Origin of the sequence: Silvimonas amylolytica (assembly GCF_014645555.1) — a bacterium.
Taxonomy (GTDB): domain Bacteria; phylum Pseudomonadota; class Gammaproteobacteria; order Burkholderiales; family Chitinibacteraceae; genus Silvimonas; species Silvimonas amylolytica.
The window spans coordinates 1,211,145-1,230,968 of record NZ_BMLY01000001.1 but is presented as its reverse complement, the minus strand read 5'-3'; the positions used below and the strand labels follow the sequence as shown (position 1 = coordinate 1,230,968).

Annotated in this window: 19 protein-coding genes and 1 tRNA gene; 7 read left to right on the top strand and 13 right to left on the bottom strand. The window is 59.0% G+C overall.

The features are described 5' to 3' along the window. Positions 1-154: 154 nt before the first annotated feature. From IEX44_RS05390 to IEX44_RS05370, 5 genes are all read left to right on the top strand, one after another. Complete coding sequence (locus IEX44_RS05390; RefSeq protein ID WP_188689889.1) at positions 155-610, top strand: hypothetical protein; 456 nt, start codon at positions 155-157, stop codon at positions 608-610. Positions 611-912: 302 nt separating this feature from the next. Further along, positions 913-987, top strand: a tRNA-Arg gene (locus IEX44_RS05385). A 212-nt stretch (positions 988-1,199) separates the two neighbouring features. After that, the gene (gene pyk / locus IEX44_RS05380; RefSeq protein WP_188689886.1) at positions 1,200-2,639 is read left to right on the top strand and encodes a pyruvate kinase; all 1,440 of its coding nucleotides are present in this window, start codon (positions 1,200-1,202) and stop codon (positions 2,637-2,639) included. A gap of 169 nt (positions 2,640-2,808) precedes the next feature. Further along, positions 2,809-3,399 (top strand): DUF1007 family protein, encoded by a 591-nt coding sequence (locus IEX44_RS05375; protein WP_188689882.1) that lies wholly within the window; start codon positions 2,809-2,811, stop codon positions 3,397-3,399. After that, the gene (locus tag IEX44_RS05370) at positions 3,399-4,475 is read left to right on the top strand and encodes a nickel/cobalt transporter (RefSeq protein ID WP_188689878.1); all 1,077 of its coding nucleotides are present in this window, start codon (positions 3,399-3,401) and stop codon (positions 4,473-4,475) included. The genes IEX44_RS05375 and IEX44_RS05370 overlap by 1 nt, the downstream gene beginning before the upstream one ends. A gap of 8 nt (positions 4,476-4,483) precedes the next feature. On the opposite strand, the gene IEX44_RS05365 is transcribed toward IEX44_RS05370, so the two are convergent. The 12 genes from IEX44_RS05365 to IEX44_RS05310 form a co-directional block, all read right to left on the bottom strand. Next, on the bottom strand, positions 4,484-5,077 hold the full coding sequence (locus IEX44_RS05365) for a hypothetical protein (RefSeq protein WP_188689875.1): 594 nt from the start codon (positions 5,075-5,077) through the stop codon (positions 4,484-4,486). Continuing rightward, on the bottom strand, positions 5,070-7,268 hold the full coding sequence (locus tag IEX44_RS05360; RefSeq protein WP_188689872.1) for a RelA/SpoT family protein: 2,199 nt from the start codon (positions 7,266-7,268) through the stop codon (positions 5,070-5,072). Before IEX44_RS05360 ends, IEX44_RS05365 begins: the two co-directional genes overlap by 8 nt. A 150-nt stretch (positions 7,269-7,418) precedes the next feature. Beyond that, complete coding sequence (locus IEX44_RS05355) at positions 7,419-8,030, bottom strand: ABC-type transport auxiliary lipoprotein family protein (protein ID WP_188689867.1); 612 nt, start codon at positions 8,028-8,030, stop codon at positions 7,419-7,421. Beyond that, entirely contained in the window at positions 8,027-9,079 is a 1,053-nt protein-coding gene (locus IEX44_RS05350) for an MlaD family protein (RefSeq protein ID WP_188689864.1), read from the bottom strand. The genes IEX44_RS05355 and IEX44_RS05350 overlap by 4 nt, the downstream gene beginning before the upstream one ends. Beyond that, entirely contained in the window at positions 9,076-9,819 is a 744-nt protein-coding gene (locus IEX44_RS05345) for an ABC transporter ATP-binding protein (protein ID WP_188689861.1), read from the bottom strand. Before IEX44_RS05345 ends, IEX44_RS05350 begins: the two co-directional genes overlap by 4 nt. Further along, a complete protein-coding gene (locus IEX44_RS05340) occupies positions 9,820-10,926 on the bottom strand; it encodes an ABC transporter permease (RefSeq protein ID WP_188689858.1) in 1,107 nt (368 codons plus the stop codon). A gap of 17 nt (positions 10,927-10,943) precedes the next feature. Then, on the bottom strand, positions 10,944-11,837 hold the full coding sequence (locus tag IEX44_RS05335; RefSeq protein WP_188689855.1) for a MinD/ParA family ATP-binding protein: 894 nt from the start codon (positions 11,835-11,837) through the stop codon (positions 10,944-10,946). After that, complete coding sequence (gene flhF, locus IEX44_RS05330; RefSeq protein WP_188689852.1) at positions 11,827-13,380, bottom strand: flagellar biosynthesis GTPase FlhF; 1,554 nt, start codon at positions 13,378-13,380, stop codon at positions 11,827-11,829. The genes IEX44_RS05335 and flhF overlap by 11 nt, the downstream gene beginning before the upstream one ends. 228 nt (positions 13,381-13,608) lie before the next feature. After that, entirely contained in the window at positions 13,609-14,631 is a 1,023-nt protein-coding gene (gene waaF, locus IEX44_RS05325) for a lipopolysaccharide heptosyltransferase II (RefSeq protein WP_188689849.1), read from the bottom strand. 114 nt (positions 14,632-14,745) lie between these two features. Next, positions 14,746-14,949 carry a zinc-finger domain-containing protein gene (locus IEX44_RS05320; protein WP_188689847.1) on the bottom strand — a complete coding sequence of 68 codons (204 nt, stop codon included), beginning with the start codon at positions 14,947-14,949 and terminating at the stop codon, positions 14,746-14,748. Between the two features lie 11 nt (positions 14,950-14,960). Continuing rightward, on the bottom strand, positions 14,961-15,884 hold the full coding sequence (locus tag IEX44_RS05315) for a branched-chain amino acid transaminase (protein ID WP_188689844.1): 924 nt from the start codon (positions 15,882-15,884) through the stop codon (positions 14,961-14,963). A 150-nt stretch (positions 15,885-16,034) separates the two neighbouring features. Beyond that, the gene (locus IEX44_RS05310; RefSeq protein WP_188689842.1) at positions 16,035-16,652 is read right to left on the bottom strand and encodes a hypothetical protein; all 618 of its coding nucleotides are present in this window, start codon (positions 16,650-16,652) and stop codon (positions 16,035-16,037) included. A 523-nt stretch (positions 16,653-17,175) separates the two neighbouring features. On the opposite strand from IEX44_RS05310, the gene IEX44_RS05305 reads away from it, so the two are divergent. Next, positions 17,176-18,594 carry a DEAD/DEAH box helicase gene (locus tag IEX44_RS05305; protein WP_188689840.1) on the top strand — a complete coding sequence of 473 codons (1,419 nt, stop codon included), beginning with the start codon at positions 17,176-17,178 and terminating at the stop codon, positions 18,592-18,594. Between the two features lie 4 nt (positions 18,595-18,598). Then, positions 18,599-19,045 carry a YiiD C-terminal domain-containing protein gene (locus IEX44_RS05300; protein ID WP_188689837.1) on the top strand — a complete coding sequence of 149 codons (447 nt, stop codon included), beginning with the start codon at positions 18,599-18,601 and terminating at the stop codon, positions 19,043-19,045. Here IEX44_RS05300 and IEX44_RS05295 read toward each other — a convergent pair. Next, positions 19,042-19,770: a GNAT family N-acetyltransferase gene (locus IEX44_RS05295; RefSeq protein WP_188689834.1), complete on the bottom strand. Its 729-nt coding sequence runs from the start codon at positions 19,768-19,770 to the stop codon at positions 19,042-19,044. The genes IEX44_RS05300 and IEX44_RS05295 overlap by 4 nt on opposite strands. Positions 19,771-19,824 lie beyond the last annotated feature (54 nt).

The window sequence follows — 19,824 nt, the reverse complement described above, 5'->3', positions numbered from 1 at the left end:
CAGAGCGGGTAAAGCCCTGGTTTGCCAGGGCTTTACCGCGTCAGCCACTCAATCAGCAAGATGTTTCTGATGATCTGAAAGGACTACCCGCCTGCTGGATCCAGACGAACTCCCACCAGAGGAATCCAGGTTGGGAGAGTATTTTGTCGGATATTTGCTGGCCGTGACGACAGCCGCATTTGGTTCTGTCATCGCCCTCCAGCTTCCGGACGTGATCAGCGGCAACTTTGAAAGCGCGACCAATAACACCGTGGCGGTCAAAGCGATGCATCTTGCCCTCATGACTATGCTGATGAGTGCCATTGCCTGGATCACCACCCTTTTCCTGACTTGCATCCCGTTTGTTTTGGGTGTGGTGGTGGCCGTGCGTTTGCAACTGCAATCCTGGCTGTACTGGGTTTCTGGTGCGATTTTGACGATGCTGGCACTGATACCGGTGCTGATGCGCGTGCCTGATACTGCGACTGAGGATGCAGGGCCACTTATGTCGACCTCAGAGAGGTTCATGGGGGCGTTGCCCCTGGCGCTGATCGTAGGTTTTGCGGGCCTTGTGTACTACTTGTATTTGGCGCGATGCCGACAGCGTCGCCTGGACCAAGACATTTCCTAAAATAGAAAGTACAGCTTGTATGTCTAAGGTCAACCAGTCACCTGGCGAAAGTCAACACAGAGGCTGATCGGCCACCAACACTTGCCCGCCATCCCGCGCCAATCGGTATAATGCGGGCCATTGCCGGGAGTACATGCCGGTGGTGGTCCTGATTTGCCACTGCCTGGAACATGACGTTCGGCACGTGGAAACGACCAGAAGGCGCGGGATAAAAGCCATAAGGCTGCCCGCTCGAATAACCCCGTTGAACCAGCTTTTTTGCAAGTAGTTCATGGAGATAGCGGGTTTTGGTTGTCTGGCATGTCTCCATAGTTAAATGGATATAACGAGCCCCTCCTAAGGGCTAGTTGCAGGTTCGATTCCTGCTGGGGACACCACCTGACCATTGATCGCGCCGACATGCGGTGCGTGCCCACACGCCACAAGCGACATAAATCAATATGGGTATTGCATACCCCTTCAGCTTCGTATTGACTAGCCATGCCGGACAGGGGTGCCAGTCCTGTCCCAGCGGCTAGCCTGATCTATCCCGATTTGCAACAGCAGCAGAACAACAGTGATCTCTCGATCAGAGACAGGAGTGAATTGCATGCAACGCAGCACAAAAATCGTAGCCACGCTGGGCCCGGCTTCCAACGACGCAGCTACGCTGGGCCGCCTCGTGAGCGCCGGCGTGAACATGGTGCGTCTGAATTTCTCTCACGGCACCGCGCAAGATCATATGGACCGTGCAGAACTGGTGCGCCAGGAAGCCGGCAAGGCCAATTCGCCGCTGGCGATCCTGGTTGACCTGCAAGGTCCCAAAATCCGCGTGCGCAAGTTTGAAGACGGCAAGGTGGATCTGCAGAACGGTGCTGCGTTCATCCTGGATGCTGCGTTTGACGGCCTCGGTAACATTGACCGCGTCGGTCTGGACTACAAAGAGCTGCCGAACGATGTCTCGCCGGGTGCAATCCTGTTGCTGGATGACGGCCGCATTGTGCTGGAAGTCACCGAAGTGCTGGGCAGCGAAGTACACACCCGTGTGAAAGTGGGCGGCATTCTGTCCAACAACAAGGGTATCAACCAGCAAGGTGGTGGCCTGACCGCCCCGGCGCTGACTGCCAAGGACATGGAAGACATCAAGACTGCTGCCGTGATCAAGGCTGATTACGTGGCGGTGTCTTTCCCCAAGAGTGGTGCTGACATGTACATGGCCCGCACCCTGTTGCGCGCTGCCGGTAGCAAGGCGCTGTTGATCGCCAAGATCGAACGCACTGAAGCCATTACCAACCTGGAAGAAATCCTGGATGCTTCTGACGGCATCATGGTGGCGCGTGGTGACCTGGCTGTTGAAGTCGGCGATGCTGCAGTGCCGGCCCTGCAAAAGAAGATGATCAAGGCCGCACGCCGCAAGAACAAGCTGACCATCACCGCTACGCAGATGATGGAATCCATGATCAGCAGCCCGGTGCCGACCCGTGCGGAAGTGTCTGACGTGGCCAACGCTGTGCTCGATGGCACCGATGCCGTGATGTTGTCGGCCGAATCCGCCAGCGGCAAGTTCCCGGTCGAGACCGTGGAAGCCATGGCCCGTATCTGTCTTGAAGCTGAAAAATCGCAAGACACCCGCATCAGTGATGAAGTGCTCAAGCAAGGTGACTTCACCCGTATCGACCAGTCCGTCGCCATGGCTGCACTGTTCGCTGCCGGTCACCTCAAGGTCAAAGCGATCGCCGCGCTGACCCAATCGGGCGCTTCGGCCCTGTGGCTGTCGCGCTTTATCAGCGGCGTACCGGTTTACGCGCTGACCCCGGAAGCCGATACCTACGCGCGTCTGGCGCTGTTCCGCGATGTTTACCCGTTCATCATGTCGTACGAAAACGCGAACCAGGAAGCGCTGTTGATCCGCGCAGAGCTGGAACTGATTCAGCGTGGCGTGGTCCAGCAGGGCGACCTGGTGGTGTTCACCTATGGCGATGTGGTTGGCCTGGGCGGCAGCACTAACAGCCTGAAGATCGTGAAAGTGGGCGAGCGTCGTACGCGCTAAGGCGAACGGCATTCCCCTTAAAAAAGCGGCCTTCCGGCCGCTTTTTTTATTTGGCCTTGCAAGATGGCGCTAGACTGGCGCGCCGGTAGTGTCATCGGCTGGCGATTCTGGCCGTTAAATGACCTCTGCTTGCGGTTTTGTTGACGTTCTCTGGTTGATCGCACCCTTTATGCCTCGCTTGTCCCGTTGCTGGCCGCTGGCCACGTTGTTCTTTCCTGTGCTGGCGCAGGCGCACCCGCATGTCTGGGTCACGTATGACGTGGCCGTGCAGTTCAAACAGGGCAAGATCGAATCGCTCAAAGAGCGCTGGGTCTTTGATGAAGACTTCACCACAGCGGTGCTGGGCGATGTTGCCAAAGACCACAAGCCGGGTAAGCCGCTCACGAAGGCTGAAGCGGCCAGGGTGAAGAAGGGTGGCTTTGATAATCTGCAGAACTATGGCTACTTCCAGCACGTTTTTATTGAGAAAACCCCCGTCAACGTCAAATCGCCCACGGACTTTGTCGCAAAGCTGGAAGGCAACAAGATGGTGTATGAGTTCACGCTGCCGCTGGAGCGCCCGGTCGATCCGCATCAGGGCCGGGTGACACTGGGTTTTTACGATGAATCGTACTTTGTGGACTACGAACCGACCAAACCAACCTCCGTTGCGCTCACCGGCGATGGCGTGGGGAGCTGCAAACTCGAGTCGTTCGAAGACCACGCCCACCCGATCTTCTATGGCTCAGTGAACCCGCTCGTGTGGAAGGTGATCTGCTGATGTTTGCACTCAAACCATGGCGCCGCCTGCTGGCCTTGTTGGCGCTGGTTGTTCTAGCCTGGGTTCAACCCGCCATGGCGGTGGATTACTTTGGACGGCCGGTTGTGCCGGCGCAGGCCGCATCCACGCCCGCCGCCAGCATGGCCGTTGCCGCGCCGGTGGTGGCCAATCCGGAACAAACGATCTCGTCATTACCTGCGCCGGCGCGCGCTGTGATCGGCCAGTTAGTGATTTGGCAAAGCAAGCTCAACGCCATCTTGCGGAGTGCGTTACAGCAAAGCCGGCAGACCGGTAGTTCCACTGCTTTGTGGCTGATCGTGCTGGTGTCTTTTGTTTATGGCGTCCTGCACGCTGCGGGGCCAGGCCATGGCAAAGTGGTGATTGGCAGTTATTTTCTGACGCAGCGGGCGCGCATTCTGCATGGCGTGGCCTTGAGCGCATGGGCCGCGACGGTGCAGGCACTGTGTGCGATTGCGCTGGTGGGGGGCCTGGCCGCATTGCTGGGAAATACATCGCTCAGCATTCTTAACCACGCGGCCACGCTGGAAACAGTCAGTTATGCCATTCTGGGTGGCATGGGTTTATTGATGGTGTGGCGCCTGGCACACGGGCTGGATACCTGCGGTTGTGAGCCGGAAAAACCGCAGGTGCTCAAAGCGGGCGCCATGCATACTCCGCTGCGGCGCAAATCGGGCGGCGGTGCCAACAGCAAGATGGTTTACCGGGCTACCGCGCCAGAGCGTGCCGCGCGTAACTGGCGGCAGATGGCTCTGGCGGGTGCCGCCGTGGGCTTGCGGCCCTGTACGGGCGCGATCCTGGTGCTCATATTCTGCCTGGCCAACGGCATTTTTCTGACTGGTGTTGTGTCTACGTTTGCAATGGCGGCGGGCGTAGCGATCACCGTCTCACTGATCAGCCTTGGTGCCATGGGCGTGAATCGACTGGCGCCCGCGCATGGCCATCGGCGTGGTTGGCAACGGGGTTTGTCCTGGGCCGGGGCCGGGGCGATTGCGTTGTTTGGCATATTGCAAACGGTGTTGCTGTTAACCGGCGTGATCAGCCCGACGTTGGGTTAGTCCGGTTTTTATTTCGCGGCAACTGTGCGATGTGCATCAAAACGCAGGGCGCCATCGGGCAGGGCACTCAGACGGTACTCGTCAGTGCCATCCTCAACCGTACTGGTTTGCTGCGTGGCCATGCCTTGCATTAACCGGACGGCCAGTTTCTTGATGTCTTCGCTATTGCGTTCCGGGTGAAAGAAACTGAGGGTCCACATTACGGCAGGGGCGACCCGGCCCGGGCCCAATTGAGCCGCATTGATGGGGGTTTCAATCGTGACGTGGGTGAGTGGCGAATCAGGTGTAGCCGCAGTCAGCGTCACGCGGTCACCGTCGCCACAGCGTGCCAGCCAGGTACTGTCTTTGCCTCCGGCTTCGGGCGTCATCTCGCCCAGCAACAGCGTTTCACTGAGCTTTTGCGCCTGGTCTGCTGTGCCCATTGCGGCGATCTGACTGACCAAACCGTTCCAGTTGTTCCTGAATTTAACCGGTGTCAGTGGTCCGGATGCCGCAAGTTGCTGTGCTGCGCTGGCAGGGGCCGATGCGTCATCGGCCGCACTCGCGGTGAGGGGCAGTAGTGTGGCGATGCACAAACTCAGGACGACGAGTGACTTAGACACGTTCCACCTTCAATACGCCAGGTACATCTGACAGCCGCACAAAAATCCGTGGCAAGTCAGCGACGCCCCTGATTTCAACGGTAAAGCGCATCCGCGCTAAGGTGTTTTTCGAGAGCGTGTTGACGCCCGTCACGTTGATTTTCTCACGCGACATCACGTCGGACAGGTCACGCAACAAGCTGGGTCGGTCATGCGCTTCTACCAGGATATCAGTGGCAAATACGTTACCCGTCTGTTTACCCCAGTCCGCCTTGATCAAGCGCTCTGGCGATGCCGCCGCCAGACGCTTGAGCGTAATGCAGTCCGAACGGTGAATCGAGATACCACGGCCCTTGGTCACAAACCCGACCACCGCATCCGGCGGAACGGGTTTGCAGCACTTGGCCAGCATGGTCATTAGCTGATCCACGCCTTCAATCAGAATGCCTTCACCATGCTGGTCAGCGCGTGCACGCTTGACCACGTCTTCTGGCGAAACAGCTTCTTCTACCGGTTGCGGATGCGTGACAAATGCATCGGCCAGTTGCCTGAGCGAGACATCATCATGGCCCAGCGCCACGTACAACTCGTTGACGGTCTTGTAACCCAGTCGCTGAGCCACATCATCCTGGTTGGCTTGCGTGGCACCGGCACGGGCGGCTTCCTTGTCGTAAAGCGATTTACCTTCCGCAACGACGACATCCAGGTTTTGCTGGCGTATCCAGTAACGGATCTTCTGTGCCGCGCGGTGGCTTTTGACGTAGCCCTGATGCAGCCAGTCGAGGCTGGGGCCACCTTCCTTGGCGGCCAGAATCTCAACCCGTTGGCCGTTCTCCAGTTGGGTGTTCAACGGCACAATCTGCCCGTTGACCTTGGCCCCCCGGCAGCGGTGGCCCAGATCGCTATGCAAGTGGTATGCAAAATCGACCGGCGTCGAACCCTTGGGCAGCGCGATCACGCGGCCGGCCGGGGTCAGCACATAGATGGTGTCGTCAAACAGTTCAGCCTTGAAGGCATCGGCCAGATGCGCTTCCTGCGCCATGTCTTCACGCCAGTCCAGCAATTGGCGCAACCAGGCGATTTTCTCTTCGTATTTGCTGTCGCCCTTGCCACCTTCTTTGTAGCGCCAGTGCGCGGCGACACCGAATTCGGCATGTTCGTGCATGTCGAAGGTTCGGATTTGCACCTCAACCGCTTTGTCACTGGGGCCGATCACGGCCGTATGCAGACTGCGATAGAAGTTACCCTTGGGGTTGGCAATGTAGTCGTCAAATTCGCCGGGGATGGGTTGCCACAGATTGTGGATGATGCCCAGCACCGTGTAGCAATCCTTGACGTCGTCGACCAGCACGCGCACGGCGCGAATGTCATACAGCTCGGAGAAATCCAGCTTCTTTTTCTGCATCTTTTTCCAGATGCTGAAAATGTGCTTGGGCCGACCCATCAGATCGACGTGTTTGATCCCTGCAGCCGTTAACTCTGTGCGCAGGGTGGACAGCACGTTATTGATAAAGCTCTCGCGATCAACGCGGCGTTCGTCCAGCAGCTTGGCGATCTTCTTGTAGGTCTCAGGCTCCATGTAGCGGAAACCCAGATCTTCAAGCTCCCACTTGATCTGCCAGACGCCCAGCCGGTTGGCCAGCGGGGCGTAAATATCCAGTGTCTCCCGCGCAATGCGGCGACGATCTTCATCAGCCACGCCGCCCAGCGTGTGCATGGTTTGCGTGCGCCATGCCAGGTTGATCAGCACCACCCGCATATCTTCAACCATGGCCAGCAGCATCTTGCGCAGGGCTTCGATCTGCTCGGCATGGTCGGCGCCACGGGTACGGCCTTGGGCCAGCGTACGGATTTTGCGTACGCGCCACACGCCTTCCACCAGCGTCGCAACGGCTTTGCCAAAGTGCGTTTCGATGGCAATTTCGGCATCCGCCAGGCTATCTGGAATCGCAAACAGCAACGTCGCAATGACCGCGTCGGCATCCAGGTTCAGATCGGCGACGATGGACGCCGCTGCGACGGCATGTGGAAACAGTGGTTCATTGGTATCGGGATGGGTCTTGCCTTGATAGAGCGAGGCAGACCACTCCAGCGCCTGTTCCAGGCGGCGGATATGCTCAGCCGGATAGCGGCTGGAGAGCGCAGAAAGCCAGCGCGCCGGATCGGCGGCTTCGGCAATGGACTGGGCAAGCGGGCGGGTAACGGCGACCATATCTTTCTCGAAATACGCAGTGCTGATTTTGCCTCAACCAGCAAATGCTTGCTGGCGGATAAATTCAAAATCAGGCTTATTTTAAGAAAAGAAAGTGCGGCGTGTGTGGCAATGCTGCATGGACAGCCCGGTAAAGGGTATCCAGGCGGGTTACTGCGCCGGGACTTGAACCTTGCGCAGCGCGGTTTCAAGTTGCGAAAGTGCTTCACCCAGCGCCTGCGACTGCGCGGCGGCAAAACTGTCGCCACTGGCGGGGTCGGCCACCCGGGCCGATCCGGTTACTTCGCCGTCATAGACAAAGCCGTTGGTTTCGGTGTCACGCACACGGGCGCCCAATCGCACTTGCGCGGTATGGGGTTGATCCGGCCGCAGGTCAATGTAGAACGCGCGGATGTCACTCTCGAGTACATAACGCGTGCCCCATGGCGAGCGACCTGGAATGACGTGCGAGAACAGATTGCTACGGCTGAGCCAGTCGGTCATGCGGTCTGACACGAACAAGGGGATCGGCGAGGTGTAGCCCCGATAGGGGTCGCGCGCATAACGCTGGGCCGTTTCCCGGTAGATGAACCGCGTGCCATCCAGCCCGGCAACCGCATTGGGCAGCATGACCTTGAGCGTGTCCGCAAAACGTGGCGTAGCGGCGATGCTCTCAGGGCGGACGGCGTCGAGTTCATAACGCGACTCAGCCGGCGGCGCGCTGGAACATGCTGCCAGTAGCGCGAATAGCGGGGCAATCAACAGATGTGGGGCTCTGATCATGGCGTGGGCAGCGGGTAGGGGGTAGGCATGCTGCCAAACAGCAGGCTACCGGGGTTGTTATTGGCGCGATCGGTCAGGCGGCGCAGGTCTTCGCTGGCAGAGTGCAGATTTGTCAGCGTCTCTGAGAGCTGACCTTCGTTGCCGGCGGTAATGCGATCCAGCCGGGTCATGGTTTGATCCAGGTGCTTGAGCGAATCAGCCAGTTGCGGGCTATCGAGCAAGGCGCGCAGTTTCTCGGTGCTGGCGGCCAGATTGGCTGGCGCGCTGGCCATGCCTGGCGCGTTCAGCAAAGCGTGCAGACTGGCCGAGGTGGCACGGACTTCGTTCACCATTGCGCTGGTGTCATCAGCCAGACGGCCCACCTGGATTTTGTCCAGCTTGACCGCAAGGCTGTCGATAGACCGCGCAATGTGCTCGACCGGAATCGCGCTGAGCGCATTGTCGGTGGTGGCCAGCAAATGGTTGAGGCGATCCACGGTGGTTTCGATGTCCAGCTTTTGCATGCGTGTGATGACGTCTTGCGTGGCGTTCATCAGTTGCGATACCGCGCTGTGGGCCGACGGAATGTACAGATCCTGTGGCTTCCAGTTGATGACCAGCGGCTTGTTGGCGTAGGGGTTGAAATAGTCGATTTCCAGATAGCTGGTGCCAGTCAGACCTTGCGGGGTTAGCCGAACGCGCAGGCCGCGGTCAATTTCGCGCTGCAGGTTTTCCTGGCTGGGAATCTGGATAGCGCGACCTCCGAAGATCTCGGGCCGAAAGCGCATTTCCACCAGCACATATTGCAGGCGCTCTGAGGGCGGCGACTCTTGCTGGTATTTGGTGTAGGTAAATGAAATCTTGCTGACTTCGCCCACCGTGACGCCGCGATAACGCACTTTGGAGCCGACATCCAGGCCTTGTACGGATTCGTCAAAATACGTTTCCATGGTCACACGCTTGCCCAGCCAGCGATTGGCGCCAAACGCCACAAACAGGATGGCAGCGGTCACGACGGCCAGCACCACAAACAGGCCAAGGCGGAAATAGTGTCGATTGTGAGTCGTCATACGGCTCCACGTCTGAAAAACCGGGTTACGCGCTCGTCCGGATGATGGTCGCGCAAATCGGCGGGCTTGCCCTCGGCAATGATGCCCTTGTTCTGTTTATCCAGCATGATGGCCCGGTCGGCAATGGCAAAGATGCTGGCCAGTTCATGTGTCACCACCACAAACGTCAGCCCCAGTACACGCGCCAGCCGGATAATCAGCGCGTCCAGTTCGGCGGAGGTGACCGGATCAAGCCCGGCAGACGGTTCATCCAGAAACAGAATGGCCGGGTCCAGCGCCAGTGCACGGGCAATGGCCGCGCGCTTTTGCATGCCGCCAGACAACGCCGACGGCAGATAATCGGCAAATTGCTCCAGCCCTACCTGGCGCAATTTGAGCCGCGCGATCAAGTCTTGCGCATCGGGGGTCAGATGCGTGTAGGACTGCAATGGCAGCATGACGTTTTCCAGCACCGTCATCGAGCCAAACAGCGCACCTGACTGATACGCCACGCCAAACTGCGACAGTATTCGCCGGCGCTCGTCGCCCGCCGCGCGGGTCAGGTTCTCGCCTTTGATCAGCACGTGGCCGGTGCGTGGTTTTTCCAGTCCGATCATGTGCTTGAGCAAAGTGGATTTGCCGCAGCCAGAGCCACCAAGAATGGTCAGGATTTCACCCTCATGCACCGAGAGGTTAATGTCTTTGAGCACGACATTGCGGCCGTAGGCACAGGTGACGTTGTCTACCTGGATGACATCCATTTACCACCCCAGATAGTAAAAGGCGACGGCAAACAGGCCATCTGCCACAACCAGCATGACAATGCTGCTGACCACGGCCTGCGTGGTGCTGGCACCTACCGCGCTGGCGCCTGCACCGGTATTCAGCCCGCGCCGGCAGCCAATTACGGCAATGCCAAAGCCATAGACAGTGGCCTTGGCCAGCCCACCGATATAGTCTGCGAACCCGACTGAATCCATGACCTGGGCGACGGTGGTCTGCAGCGGAATATTGAAGGTCAGTAACACAAGGCCAGCGCCCAGAATGCCAATAACTTCGGCCAGAACGGTCAACATCGGCGCCATCAAGGTGACGGCCAAAATACGCGGCAATACAAGGAAACGCACTGGTTCCAGACCCAGTGTGATCAGCGCATTGATTTCTTCGTTCACCTTCATGGTGCCGATTTCAGCAGCAAAGGCTGCGCCCGTGCGGCCGGCCAATAGCACCGCGGTCATTAATGGCGCCAGTTCACGTACCAGCGACAAGCCGACGAGGTTGGCCACAAACAGTTCAGCGCCAAACTGCCGCATGGGTACGGCTGACTGGAACGCCAGAATCACCCCAAACAAAAAGGCCACCAGCAACACGATTGGCGTGGCGTTGACGCCTGCCTTGATGCACTGCTCCAGCATGTCGCCCCAGCGCATGATGCCAGGTTTGCGCAGCCAGACACCCCAGGCAGCCGTCAGCTCGCCAGTAAATGACATCAAGTCGTAGAAGGATGACCAGATGGCAGCGGCGCGCGCACCCAGGCGAATCAGAAACGCGGGGCGTTTCTCTGGCGGGGCGGTTTGCAGCGGTTGTGCTGGATTGAGTTCATTGAGCAATGCACCGTAGCGCTGCGGCAGGTTTTCCACCTGTGCGCCTTGCTGGATCAGGGCATAGATCAGCGCGAGGCCAGCGCCATCGCAGTAGTCCACCGCTGCGGCTTCCACGCGCAAATCGTGCCGGGCCAGTTGACGTGCTTTGTCCCAGATGGCGGCCGTGCCGCTCGCATCCAGCCGTCCTGCCAGATAGAGGTGTTCGCCCTGAGTATCCTGGCGAAGGTCTGCAATGGCAGTGATGGGCGGCTCGGTGTGGGCCATGGGTAGGTGCGGTCGGCTCAGTTCTGCAGTCGGTCGGTAAGAATGCGGCTGGATTCAACCAGCCGGTAAACAAAGTGGCCAGGCGTTTCGTGCGATTGGCTGGATCGCTTCCAGCGTAGCATGGCATCAGCCAGTTGCCGGAATGCATGACTTGCCTCGGCATCCGGGAAAGCCTCGATCACCGTCCGGCCAAGTCGTGTCGCACGCTTGAGTTTCTCGTCTTCTGGCACGTAACCCACCAGTCGTAACTGAATCTGCGTACCTAAATACTGCATGGCCACACTGCGGATGCGGTCGAACAGTTGCGTGGCGTCTTCCAGGCTGGTCGCGCGGTTGACCAGGATCCGGAACTCGCGGCGGGCATATTCGTTGTGCAGTACCTTGATCGTGGCGTAGGCATCGGTGATCGATTCGGCATTGTGCGAAACAATGATGAGTACGTCATCAGCCGCCAGAGAGAGGCTGGGTACGCCAGCCAGCGTAGTCGGGCGGGTATCCAGCAACAGGAAGTCCGTACTGGCGACCAGGTTTTCAAACTCCTGCGCCAGCCAGGTCAGTTCACGCTCATTGAGATTGGCCAGAATGGTCGGCCGGGCTGACACGGGCAGAATGGAGAACCCGGCATCGGTGTGAACCAGTGCATCAGGCAACGTCACTTCACGGCGCAGCACAGATTCAAAATGCCAGGCCTCTTTGCGGCGCAGCCGGTGCAAAGAGTTGGACAAGCCTTCAAATTCATCCAGCAGCAATACTTCACGCTGACGCTCTGCCAGCGCCGCGGCCAGATTGATCGCCAGTGTGGTGGCACCTGTACCGCCACGCCCTCCGTTCAGGCTGATGCTCCGGCATGGCGTGGGGCTGAGCAGGGCGCGTAACCCGGCGGCCTGGTCTGGCCGGCCTTTACTGGCCACGACGATCTCTCACCGACAGATCAAGCGGAATATCACTGGCGGTGTTTTGCGAGCCCATATAGAGGGGGTATTCGTCCTTGCGCAGCTGGTACACCGGGTTGTCACCGGCGGCAGTGCGAAAGGCACGGTCGATCAGATAGTCCACATTGGCGCGGTGCAAGTCTTCTGGCACGCGCTGGCCGTTGGTGACAAATTGCAGTGCCAGACGATGGCGAATGGCGACATCCAGGCAACCGCCCTGGCTCATGGCTTCATCCAGCTTGGTCAGAATGCAACCGGCCAGCGTCGGGTTCTTGTAGCGCCGTGCGACGTCATCGAGCGTGGCGGGGGCCGCGTTGGCAGCCAGCAGCAAGATTGTTTCTACACGGTCACGGCCAAACAGGGCGAGTTGTTCCGTAATGCGCTGGTCACGCTGGCCCATGCCGACGGTATCGATCAGCACCAGGTGGCGGTCAGACAGGTCGGCCAGAGTCAGTTCCAGATCGGTCTGATCTTTGACGTCATGCACCGGAATACCAATGATGCGTCCGTAAATACGCAGTTGGTCCTGCGCGCCGATCCGGTAACTGTCGGTGGTCAGCAGGGCGACGGAATCTGGCCCGTGCAGCAGGGCGCAACGTGCGGCCAGCTTGGCAACGGTGGTGGTCTTGCCCACGCCAGTCGGGCCAATCAAGGCATACGTGCCGCCGCGTTCAATCAGATCGCCCGCGCTGGCAGGCAGGTTGTGGACCAGCGCCGCCTTGATCCAGCGCATGCCGGCATCGAGTGCCAGGTCCGGCATTTTTTCGACCAGCTGGCGGCTCAGTGCGGGCGAGAACCCACCCGCCAGCAACTGGCGCAAGACTTCCAGCTTTTCTGGCTTGTGACGTGACAATTCACCCCAGGCCATGCCGGCAATCTGGCTTTCCATCAGTCCACGCAGCAGGCGGATTTCCCGTGCGATGTCTTCCATCACCTCTTTGTTGGCCGGCACCTGTTTTTGCGGTTGGCCAAGTTCATCTTCATACCGAAAATGCGTCGCTGTGTGCAGTGGCTCTTCACGGCGCGTTGCCGGTGCAGACGGTTTGAACCCCAGCGAGGGCGAAGCGGGAGCCGGTGCGGGTTGAGGGGAAGACTGTGCCACCGCAGACTGGCGGGGCATGGGCTCATCCAGCAAGCTGGTGTAGCCCGGTGCAGGGACCGGTGGCTCGTAGGCAGGTGTAGATGGATTGATGTCGGCCAGCGACGGTTCGCTGTCGTCATCCTCGTGTTCTTCATCCGGGATCGCATAGGAGCGTTCCAGTGCGCGCGTGGCCGGAGAGTTGTTGTCTGTATGAATAGAGCGCATCAGGCGCGCACCATTGGCGCGCGAAGGCGTGCGCGAACTGCTGGGGCTTGGTACACCCGTCAGCGAAGCCACATCAGAGTCGGCCACTGCCATGATTTCCACGCCGCCGCCCGCAACCTGGCGGTTGGACAAAATCAGGGCATCCGGGCCCAGTTCGTCCCGCACCTGCCGGAGCGCGTCCCGGGTGGTGGCGCCGTAGAATTTTTTGACAACCATCGCAGTGGCGTTTCTTCTTAAAGTGACTTGTTAATAATGTCCATTATGCGGGCACCTGGGTATTCAGCCAAGTCGATGCAATGGATAACCCCGGCAAGCGGGTGTGTACTTGTTTGTCATTACGGCTTGGCGTGACACGACTTGTTCGCAACGATGGTGGGTGCCAGGCCGGGTTTTCTCCGTTACACGGCGCACGACTCCCGCCAGGCGTGATTTTCCTGGCGTTGATCAGGTGTGTGCGCCGAGCAACAGCAGTTTGTTGATGGCGCGATTGGCGCGATCCGCTTCCAGCTGGTTCAGGCAGTTCATGTGGCCCAGTGGACACACCCGTTCAAAACACGGGCTGCATTCCAGATCAAGCGTGACGATTTCTGCGCGGTTGGACAGCGGCGGGGTGAACTCGGGCGAACTGGAGCCGTAAATGGCCACCAGTGGTCGATCCAGACCGGCCGCAACGTGCATCAAGCCAGAGTCATTGGCGACGACCACCTGTGCCAGTGACATGAGGTCAATGGCTTCGGCAAGGCTGGTCTGGCCGCACAGATTAACGGTGCCCGGTGCCAGTGCGGCGATCTCGCTGGCGATTTCCTGATCCTTGCTGGAACCAAACAACCAGACTTGCTCACCCAGCGACATGCGGTGATTGGCCAGATCAGCAAAATGGTTGGCAGGCCAGCGTTTGGCCGGGCCGTACTCCGCACCCGGACAGCACGCGACGATCGGGCGGTCTGCCGTCAAACCCAATTTGGCCAGTGCAGCATCCCGCGCAGCCGGGTCAATCTTCAAGCGTGGATGGGGTACTGGACGCGCCAGCGGCACGCCCGGAGCATCGGCCAATGCGGCAAAGCGCTCGACCATTTGCGGCAGGGCGATGGGGTCAAGCGTGCGGGTGTCGTTCATCAGGATGAAACGCGCTTCGCCCACCCAGCCGGTGCGCTTGGGGATATTGGCAAACCACGGAATCAGCGCTGATTTGAGTGAATTGGGCAGCACAATAACTTGATCGTAACCACGCTTGCGCAGTTGCCGGCCGAGCTTGATGCGTTCCATCAGGCGCAATGAACCATGACCAAACGGATTATCGATGGTCTCGCTGATTTCGGGCATGCGGGCATGCACCGGGCGTGTCCACGGCGGTGCCAGCACGTCGATCTTCACGCCAGGCCAGCGTTCGGCAAGGCGACGGTACAGCGGTTGGGCCATGATGGCATCGCCCACCCAGGCCGGGGCCACAATCAGGATTTTATTCATGCAGTGGTTCAGTGTTGGTCTGCAAAGTGTGCGGTTGGATACGGCTGATACAAAACGTACGCGTAAATGACAAAACGGCGCAGCGCGCCGTTTTGTCTACAGCCTGAGCAACGCTCAGTGGCCCTTGACGACTTCGCCAGCCTTCAAGCGGTACTGCGTACCGCAATACGGGCACAGCGCTTCACCAGTGCGGTCGATGGGCAGGAACACGCGCGGGTGAGCGTTCCATTTCATCATGTCAGGCATCGGGCAGTGCAGCGGCAGGTCGGCCGCACCGACTTCGATCACGCGTTGGGTGTTTTCTTTGAGATCACTCATGTTCTTGTCGCTCACTTGACGAGGGTCAGCCACTCGGCGCGGGAGCCTTCCTGGCCCTTCACGCAAGCAAAATAGCGGCTTTGCAGCAGTTCGGTTACCGGGCCACGACGGCCTTCGCCAATGGTGCGGCCATCCAGTTCGCGGATCGGCGTCACTTCGGCTGCTGTACCGGTAAAGAAGGCTTCATCGGCACTATAGACTTCGTCACGGGTGATGCGCTTTTCGATCACCGGAATATTGTGTTCTTCAGCCAGTTGCACGATGGTGTCGCGGGTAATGCCTTCCAGCGCGCTGGTCAGGTCCGGCGTGTAGATCTTGCCCTTGCGCACGATGAACACGTTTTCGCCGGAGCCTTCTGCCACGTAGCCTTCGTTGTCCAGCAACAGGGCTTCGTCGTAACCGTCGCGGGTGGCTTCGGTATTGGCCAGGATCGAGTTCATGTAGTTGCCGTTGGCCTTGGCTTTACACATGGTGATGTTCACGTGGTGGCGGGTGAAGCTGGAGGTCTTCACGCGGATGCCCTTTTCGAGGCCATCAGTCCCCAGGTAAGCGCCCCAAGGCCAGGCGGCCACGATGATATGCACATCGTCAACCGGCGGGGCAACGCCCAGCTTGCCGGCGCCGTAGAACGCCATCGGACGCAGGTAGCAAGATTTCAGGCCATTTTCTTTGACGACTGCCAGTTGGGCTGCGTTCAGTTCTTCTTTGGAGAACGGCAGCTTCATGCCCAGAATGTGGGCAGAGCGGAACAGGCGGTCAGTGTGATCCTGCAGGCGGAAGATGGCCGGGCCATTCGGGGTTTCATAAGCGCGGACGCCTTCGAATACACCAAGGCCGTAATGCAGCGTGTGGGTCAGTACGTGGGTGGTCGCCGAGCGCCACTCAACCAGTTTGCCGTCGTACCAGATGACGCCGTCGCGGTCAGCCATCGACATGGGTGTTTCTCCTGCCTGGATCGGTGATGGAAAGTCTTCGATTGTAACCGAACAGGCCGCACTACCTCTAGCCAATCTGTAAGAGCTTCGACGTGCGGTGCAACAAGGCGTGACCGGCAAATGTTGCTGTCTGCAAGGTTTGGCGGCCGTTTACAGTATGGAAAAAGGGTCTTGATCGGGCTCCTGGGTGGCCCGGTCGGTGGCTTGGGTCACGCTGAAAGCTTTGAGGAACGCTTCAGCACGCGCGGGGTCCAGTCGCGTGCTGGCAATGTGGGTCAGACCGCTGTAGAGCGCATCCAGCAACAAGCTTTGCTCACGCGTGCCTAGTCGCTCCGCCAGTCGACTGATGGCTTCCAGCGTGCGCGGGTGGCGCGTCTGGATGACAAGCTTGCCGTGCTCTGTGATTTCGCCCGGCTGATGCTTGCGGCGTGCTGGAGGAAACGCCCGGAAGCCGTCGCGTCTTACCTGGACGCCTTCCTGGGCACTATGCCAGTACACACCACTGATAAACCCGCCGGGTGCACTTGTTTTGGCAGGTGCGGCAATGGCTTCGGTGACGCGGAAATTGAGGCGCGGCAGGTACTGCGTATCGCGCGACAACCACGCCTCGCCATCACGATAGGCTTCTGGATGATCGCCGCTGCGGGCATTTTCCCAATCATTGGTCAGGACAAAGCTACGGCTCAGCGCCGGTACAACCAGGATCTGGCCATGCGTCCAGCGTTTGAGAGTGTCGTTGTCAGGCAGATTGAGCGGCGGGGTAGTCATGGCTGGTTTTTGTATGATGGACTGACTCAATGTTATCAAGATTGAGTTTGTCCGCAAACAAAAAAAATGGCCCCGGCATCATGCTCGGGGCCACGGCTTCAGTGCATATCACCCACCAGTCTGGCCATGCGGGGGCATGGGCCTGACCAGTGGACTGCAACCCGCCAAACGGAGAATTGTCTGGGTTCAGAAGCGACCAGGTCATGTTGCACTCTGCCTTTGTGCAACGGGTCGCTTCAGGGACAACGCCATTATGGCGGGTAGAGACTTCTATGTATGTGTCATAGTTGGCCTTAAACACCGCAACTCTTTACATTTTGTCAATCATTTATCATTGATATGGTTGATGTGACGGTGGCATCCGGCATGAACGTAAGCAAAGTGCTGACAGACACGCTGGCAAATGCAGCCCGTGACAGCTGAACCGTGATAAACTCTTTGATTATCCAGAGGTTTAGAGAACGCTCTGGTGTCTGATTACCGGTTGTAATCCGGATTTTTTGTTTGGTGGAGTAAGCGCAGGATGACTTTTGCAACGCTGGGGCTGGCGCCCGCAGTACTCAAAGCAGTTGAAGAACAAGGCTATGAGAGCCCGACCCCGATCCAGGCGCAAGCCATCCCTGTCGTGCTGGAAGGTAAAGATGTACTGGGTGCAGCCCAGACCGGTACTGGCAAAACGGCCGCGTTTACGCTGCCCATTCTGACCCGCCTGGCACCCCACGCCAATACGAGTGTTTCCCCGGCCCGACATCCGCTGCGCGCGCTGATTCTGACGCCGACGCGTGAACTGGCCGATCAGGTGGCCGAATCGGTCAAGGCCTACAGCAAGTATCAGGCCTTGCGTAGCCACGTGGTGTATGGCGGCGTGGACATCAATGGCCAGATCCCCGCACTGCGTGGCGGCATTGAAGTGCTGGTCGCCACTCCGGGTCGCTTGCTGGATCACGTGCAGCAAAAAACCGTGAACCTCTCGCAAGTTGAAATTCTGGTGCTCGATGAAGCCGATCGCATGCTGGATATGGGCTTCATTCCGGATATTCGCCGGATCATGGACATGCTGGTGAACCGCAAGCAAACGCTGCTGTTCTCTGCCACGTTCTCGCCGGAAATCAAAAAACTGGTCGCTGACTTCCTGCACGAGCCAGTGACCGTTGAAGTGGCCCGTCAGAACGCCACCAACGATAACGTCGAACAGATTCTTCATCCGTGTGAAACCCACCGCAAACGCGCGTTGCTGGCGCATTTGATCCGCACGCAAGACATGCAGCAGGTGATTGTGTTCACGCGCACCAAGCAAGGTGCCGATCAGCTGGCACGTGATCTGAAGCGTGAAGGTTTTGCCTGCGAGGCCGTGCACGGTGATCGCGACCAGAAAGCGCGTATGGAAGCGTTGGCGTCGTTCAAGGAAGGCCGGATCAAGGTCATGGTCGCCACTGACGTGGCCGCCCGTGGTCTGGACATCACGGAACTGCCATACGTGGTGAACTTTGAGTTGCCGGGCAACCCGGAAGATTACGTGCACCGCATTGGCCGAACTGGCCGGGCCGGCGCCAAGGGTGTAGCGATCTCGCTGGTTGATCCGGGTGAAGAAAAAGCCTTTGTCGGCATCCAGAAGCTGATCAAGAAGAATTTCCAGCTCACGCCGGTGCCGGGTTTCTCACCTGGCACGCACGTAGAGCCGCCAGCCCGCGCCGAACGCAGCGAGCGCCATGAGCGCAGTGATCGCAATGACCGTAGCGAACAACGTAGCGATCGCAACAATGACCGTCGCAGCGGCAAGCCTGGTATGGCGCCTGTACGCAATCAGACGCCAGCCCTCGGTGGTAGCGCTCGTACTTCGGCCTCCGAAATGCCGGATGCACCGTTGACGGGCCGCACCCGTCCCAAGCAGATTGCGGCGCTGTTCCTGCCGCCGCGCACCCCGGTGAATTCGGGCTCCTGAGCGCGTGAGCCTGTTTGCCTCATCCTGGCAGCAGCGGTTACACGAAGGGTTTCCACTGCTGGCTGCCATGCAAGTGGCAGTACTGGGTGATGAGCACGCCTGGCATTTGTCAGCGCCGTTTGAACCCAACCGCAACGATCACGCCACCGCTTTTGGGGGCAGTATTTCCACACTGGCGACCATTGCGGGCTGGATGGCCGTGAATGTCGCTGCGGGTGAGGGTGCGGATGTGGTCATCCAGTCCGGTTCGACTGACTTTGTACTGCCGATTGCCACCGACTTTACTGCACACGTCTTGCCGCCATCGGCCGATGAACTTGCCGCGTTTGCTCGCATGTATACCCGCCGTGGCAAGGGCCGGCTGGCGGTGTCGGTAGAAGTAAAAACGGCCAGCAATCAACTGGCCGCCACGTTCCACGGCGTATACGTCGCCGTGCGTCTCCCGGTTTAGTCTTCGCGGCCAGCCAGTGCGGCCCGTGTCAGCGTAGACAAACTGACCCGCTGACGGCCGTCTGCGTCGAAGTTGCTGGCATCCAGCCACTGTAGATACGCCGGTTCCAGCTTGACCCACTCTTTATCGAGGATGGATAGCCAGGTGGTATCGCGGCTGCGGCCCTTGTTGATTGTGGCCTGGCGAAAGATCCCTTCAAACGTAAACCCCAGTCGTTCTGCTGCCCTGTGCGACGGGATATTCAGCGCATTGCATTTCCATTCATAGCGGCGATAGCCGAGCGCAAATGCGTTGCGCATCAGCAAGAACTGCGCGGCGGTGGCCAGAGTGGTTTGTTGCAATATCGGCGAGAACGTGACCCAACCCACCTCAATGCTGGCCGATTCCGGCGCGATGCGCAGATAGCAGATCAGTCCGTGGGTTTTTCCGGTTTCAGCATCGACAACCGCGTACGGCTGCGGATCGGGCTTGCTGGTCATCTGCCGCAGCCAGACTTCCAGTTCGGCCTGACTGGCAAACGGGCCGGCAGTCAGGTATGTCCACATTTTTCCTGCGGTATCGGCACTGAAGGCTTGCCACAGATCACCCCCGTGCTTTGCCGCATTCAGCGGTTCAAGCCGGCAACCAAACCCGCTTAGGATGTGCTGCGGGGGAAATGGGGGCATGGTCCAGTCAGGTAAGGGTTCGCCCAGAGGCTGACCCAGATCGTTTTGCCATGTTTGCATTGTTTTGGTCCGCGGGTTGGTCATGGCCGCAGTTTAGGGTGAAAATGGTCTTTC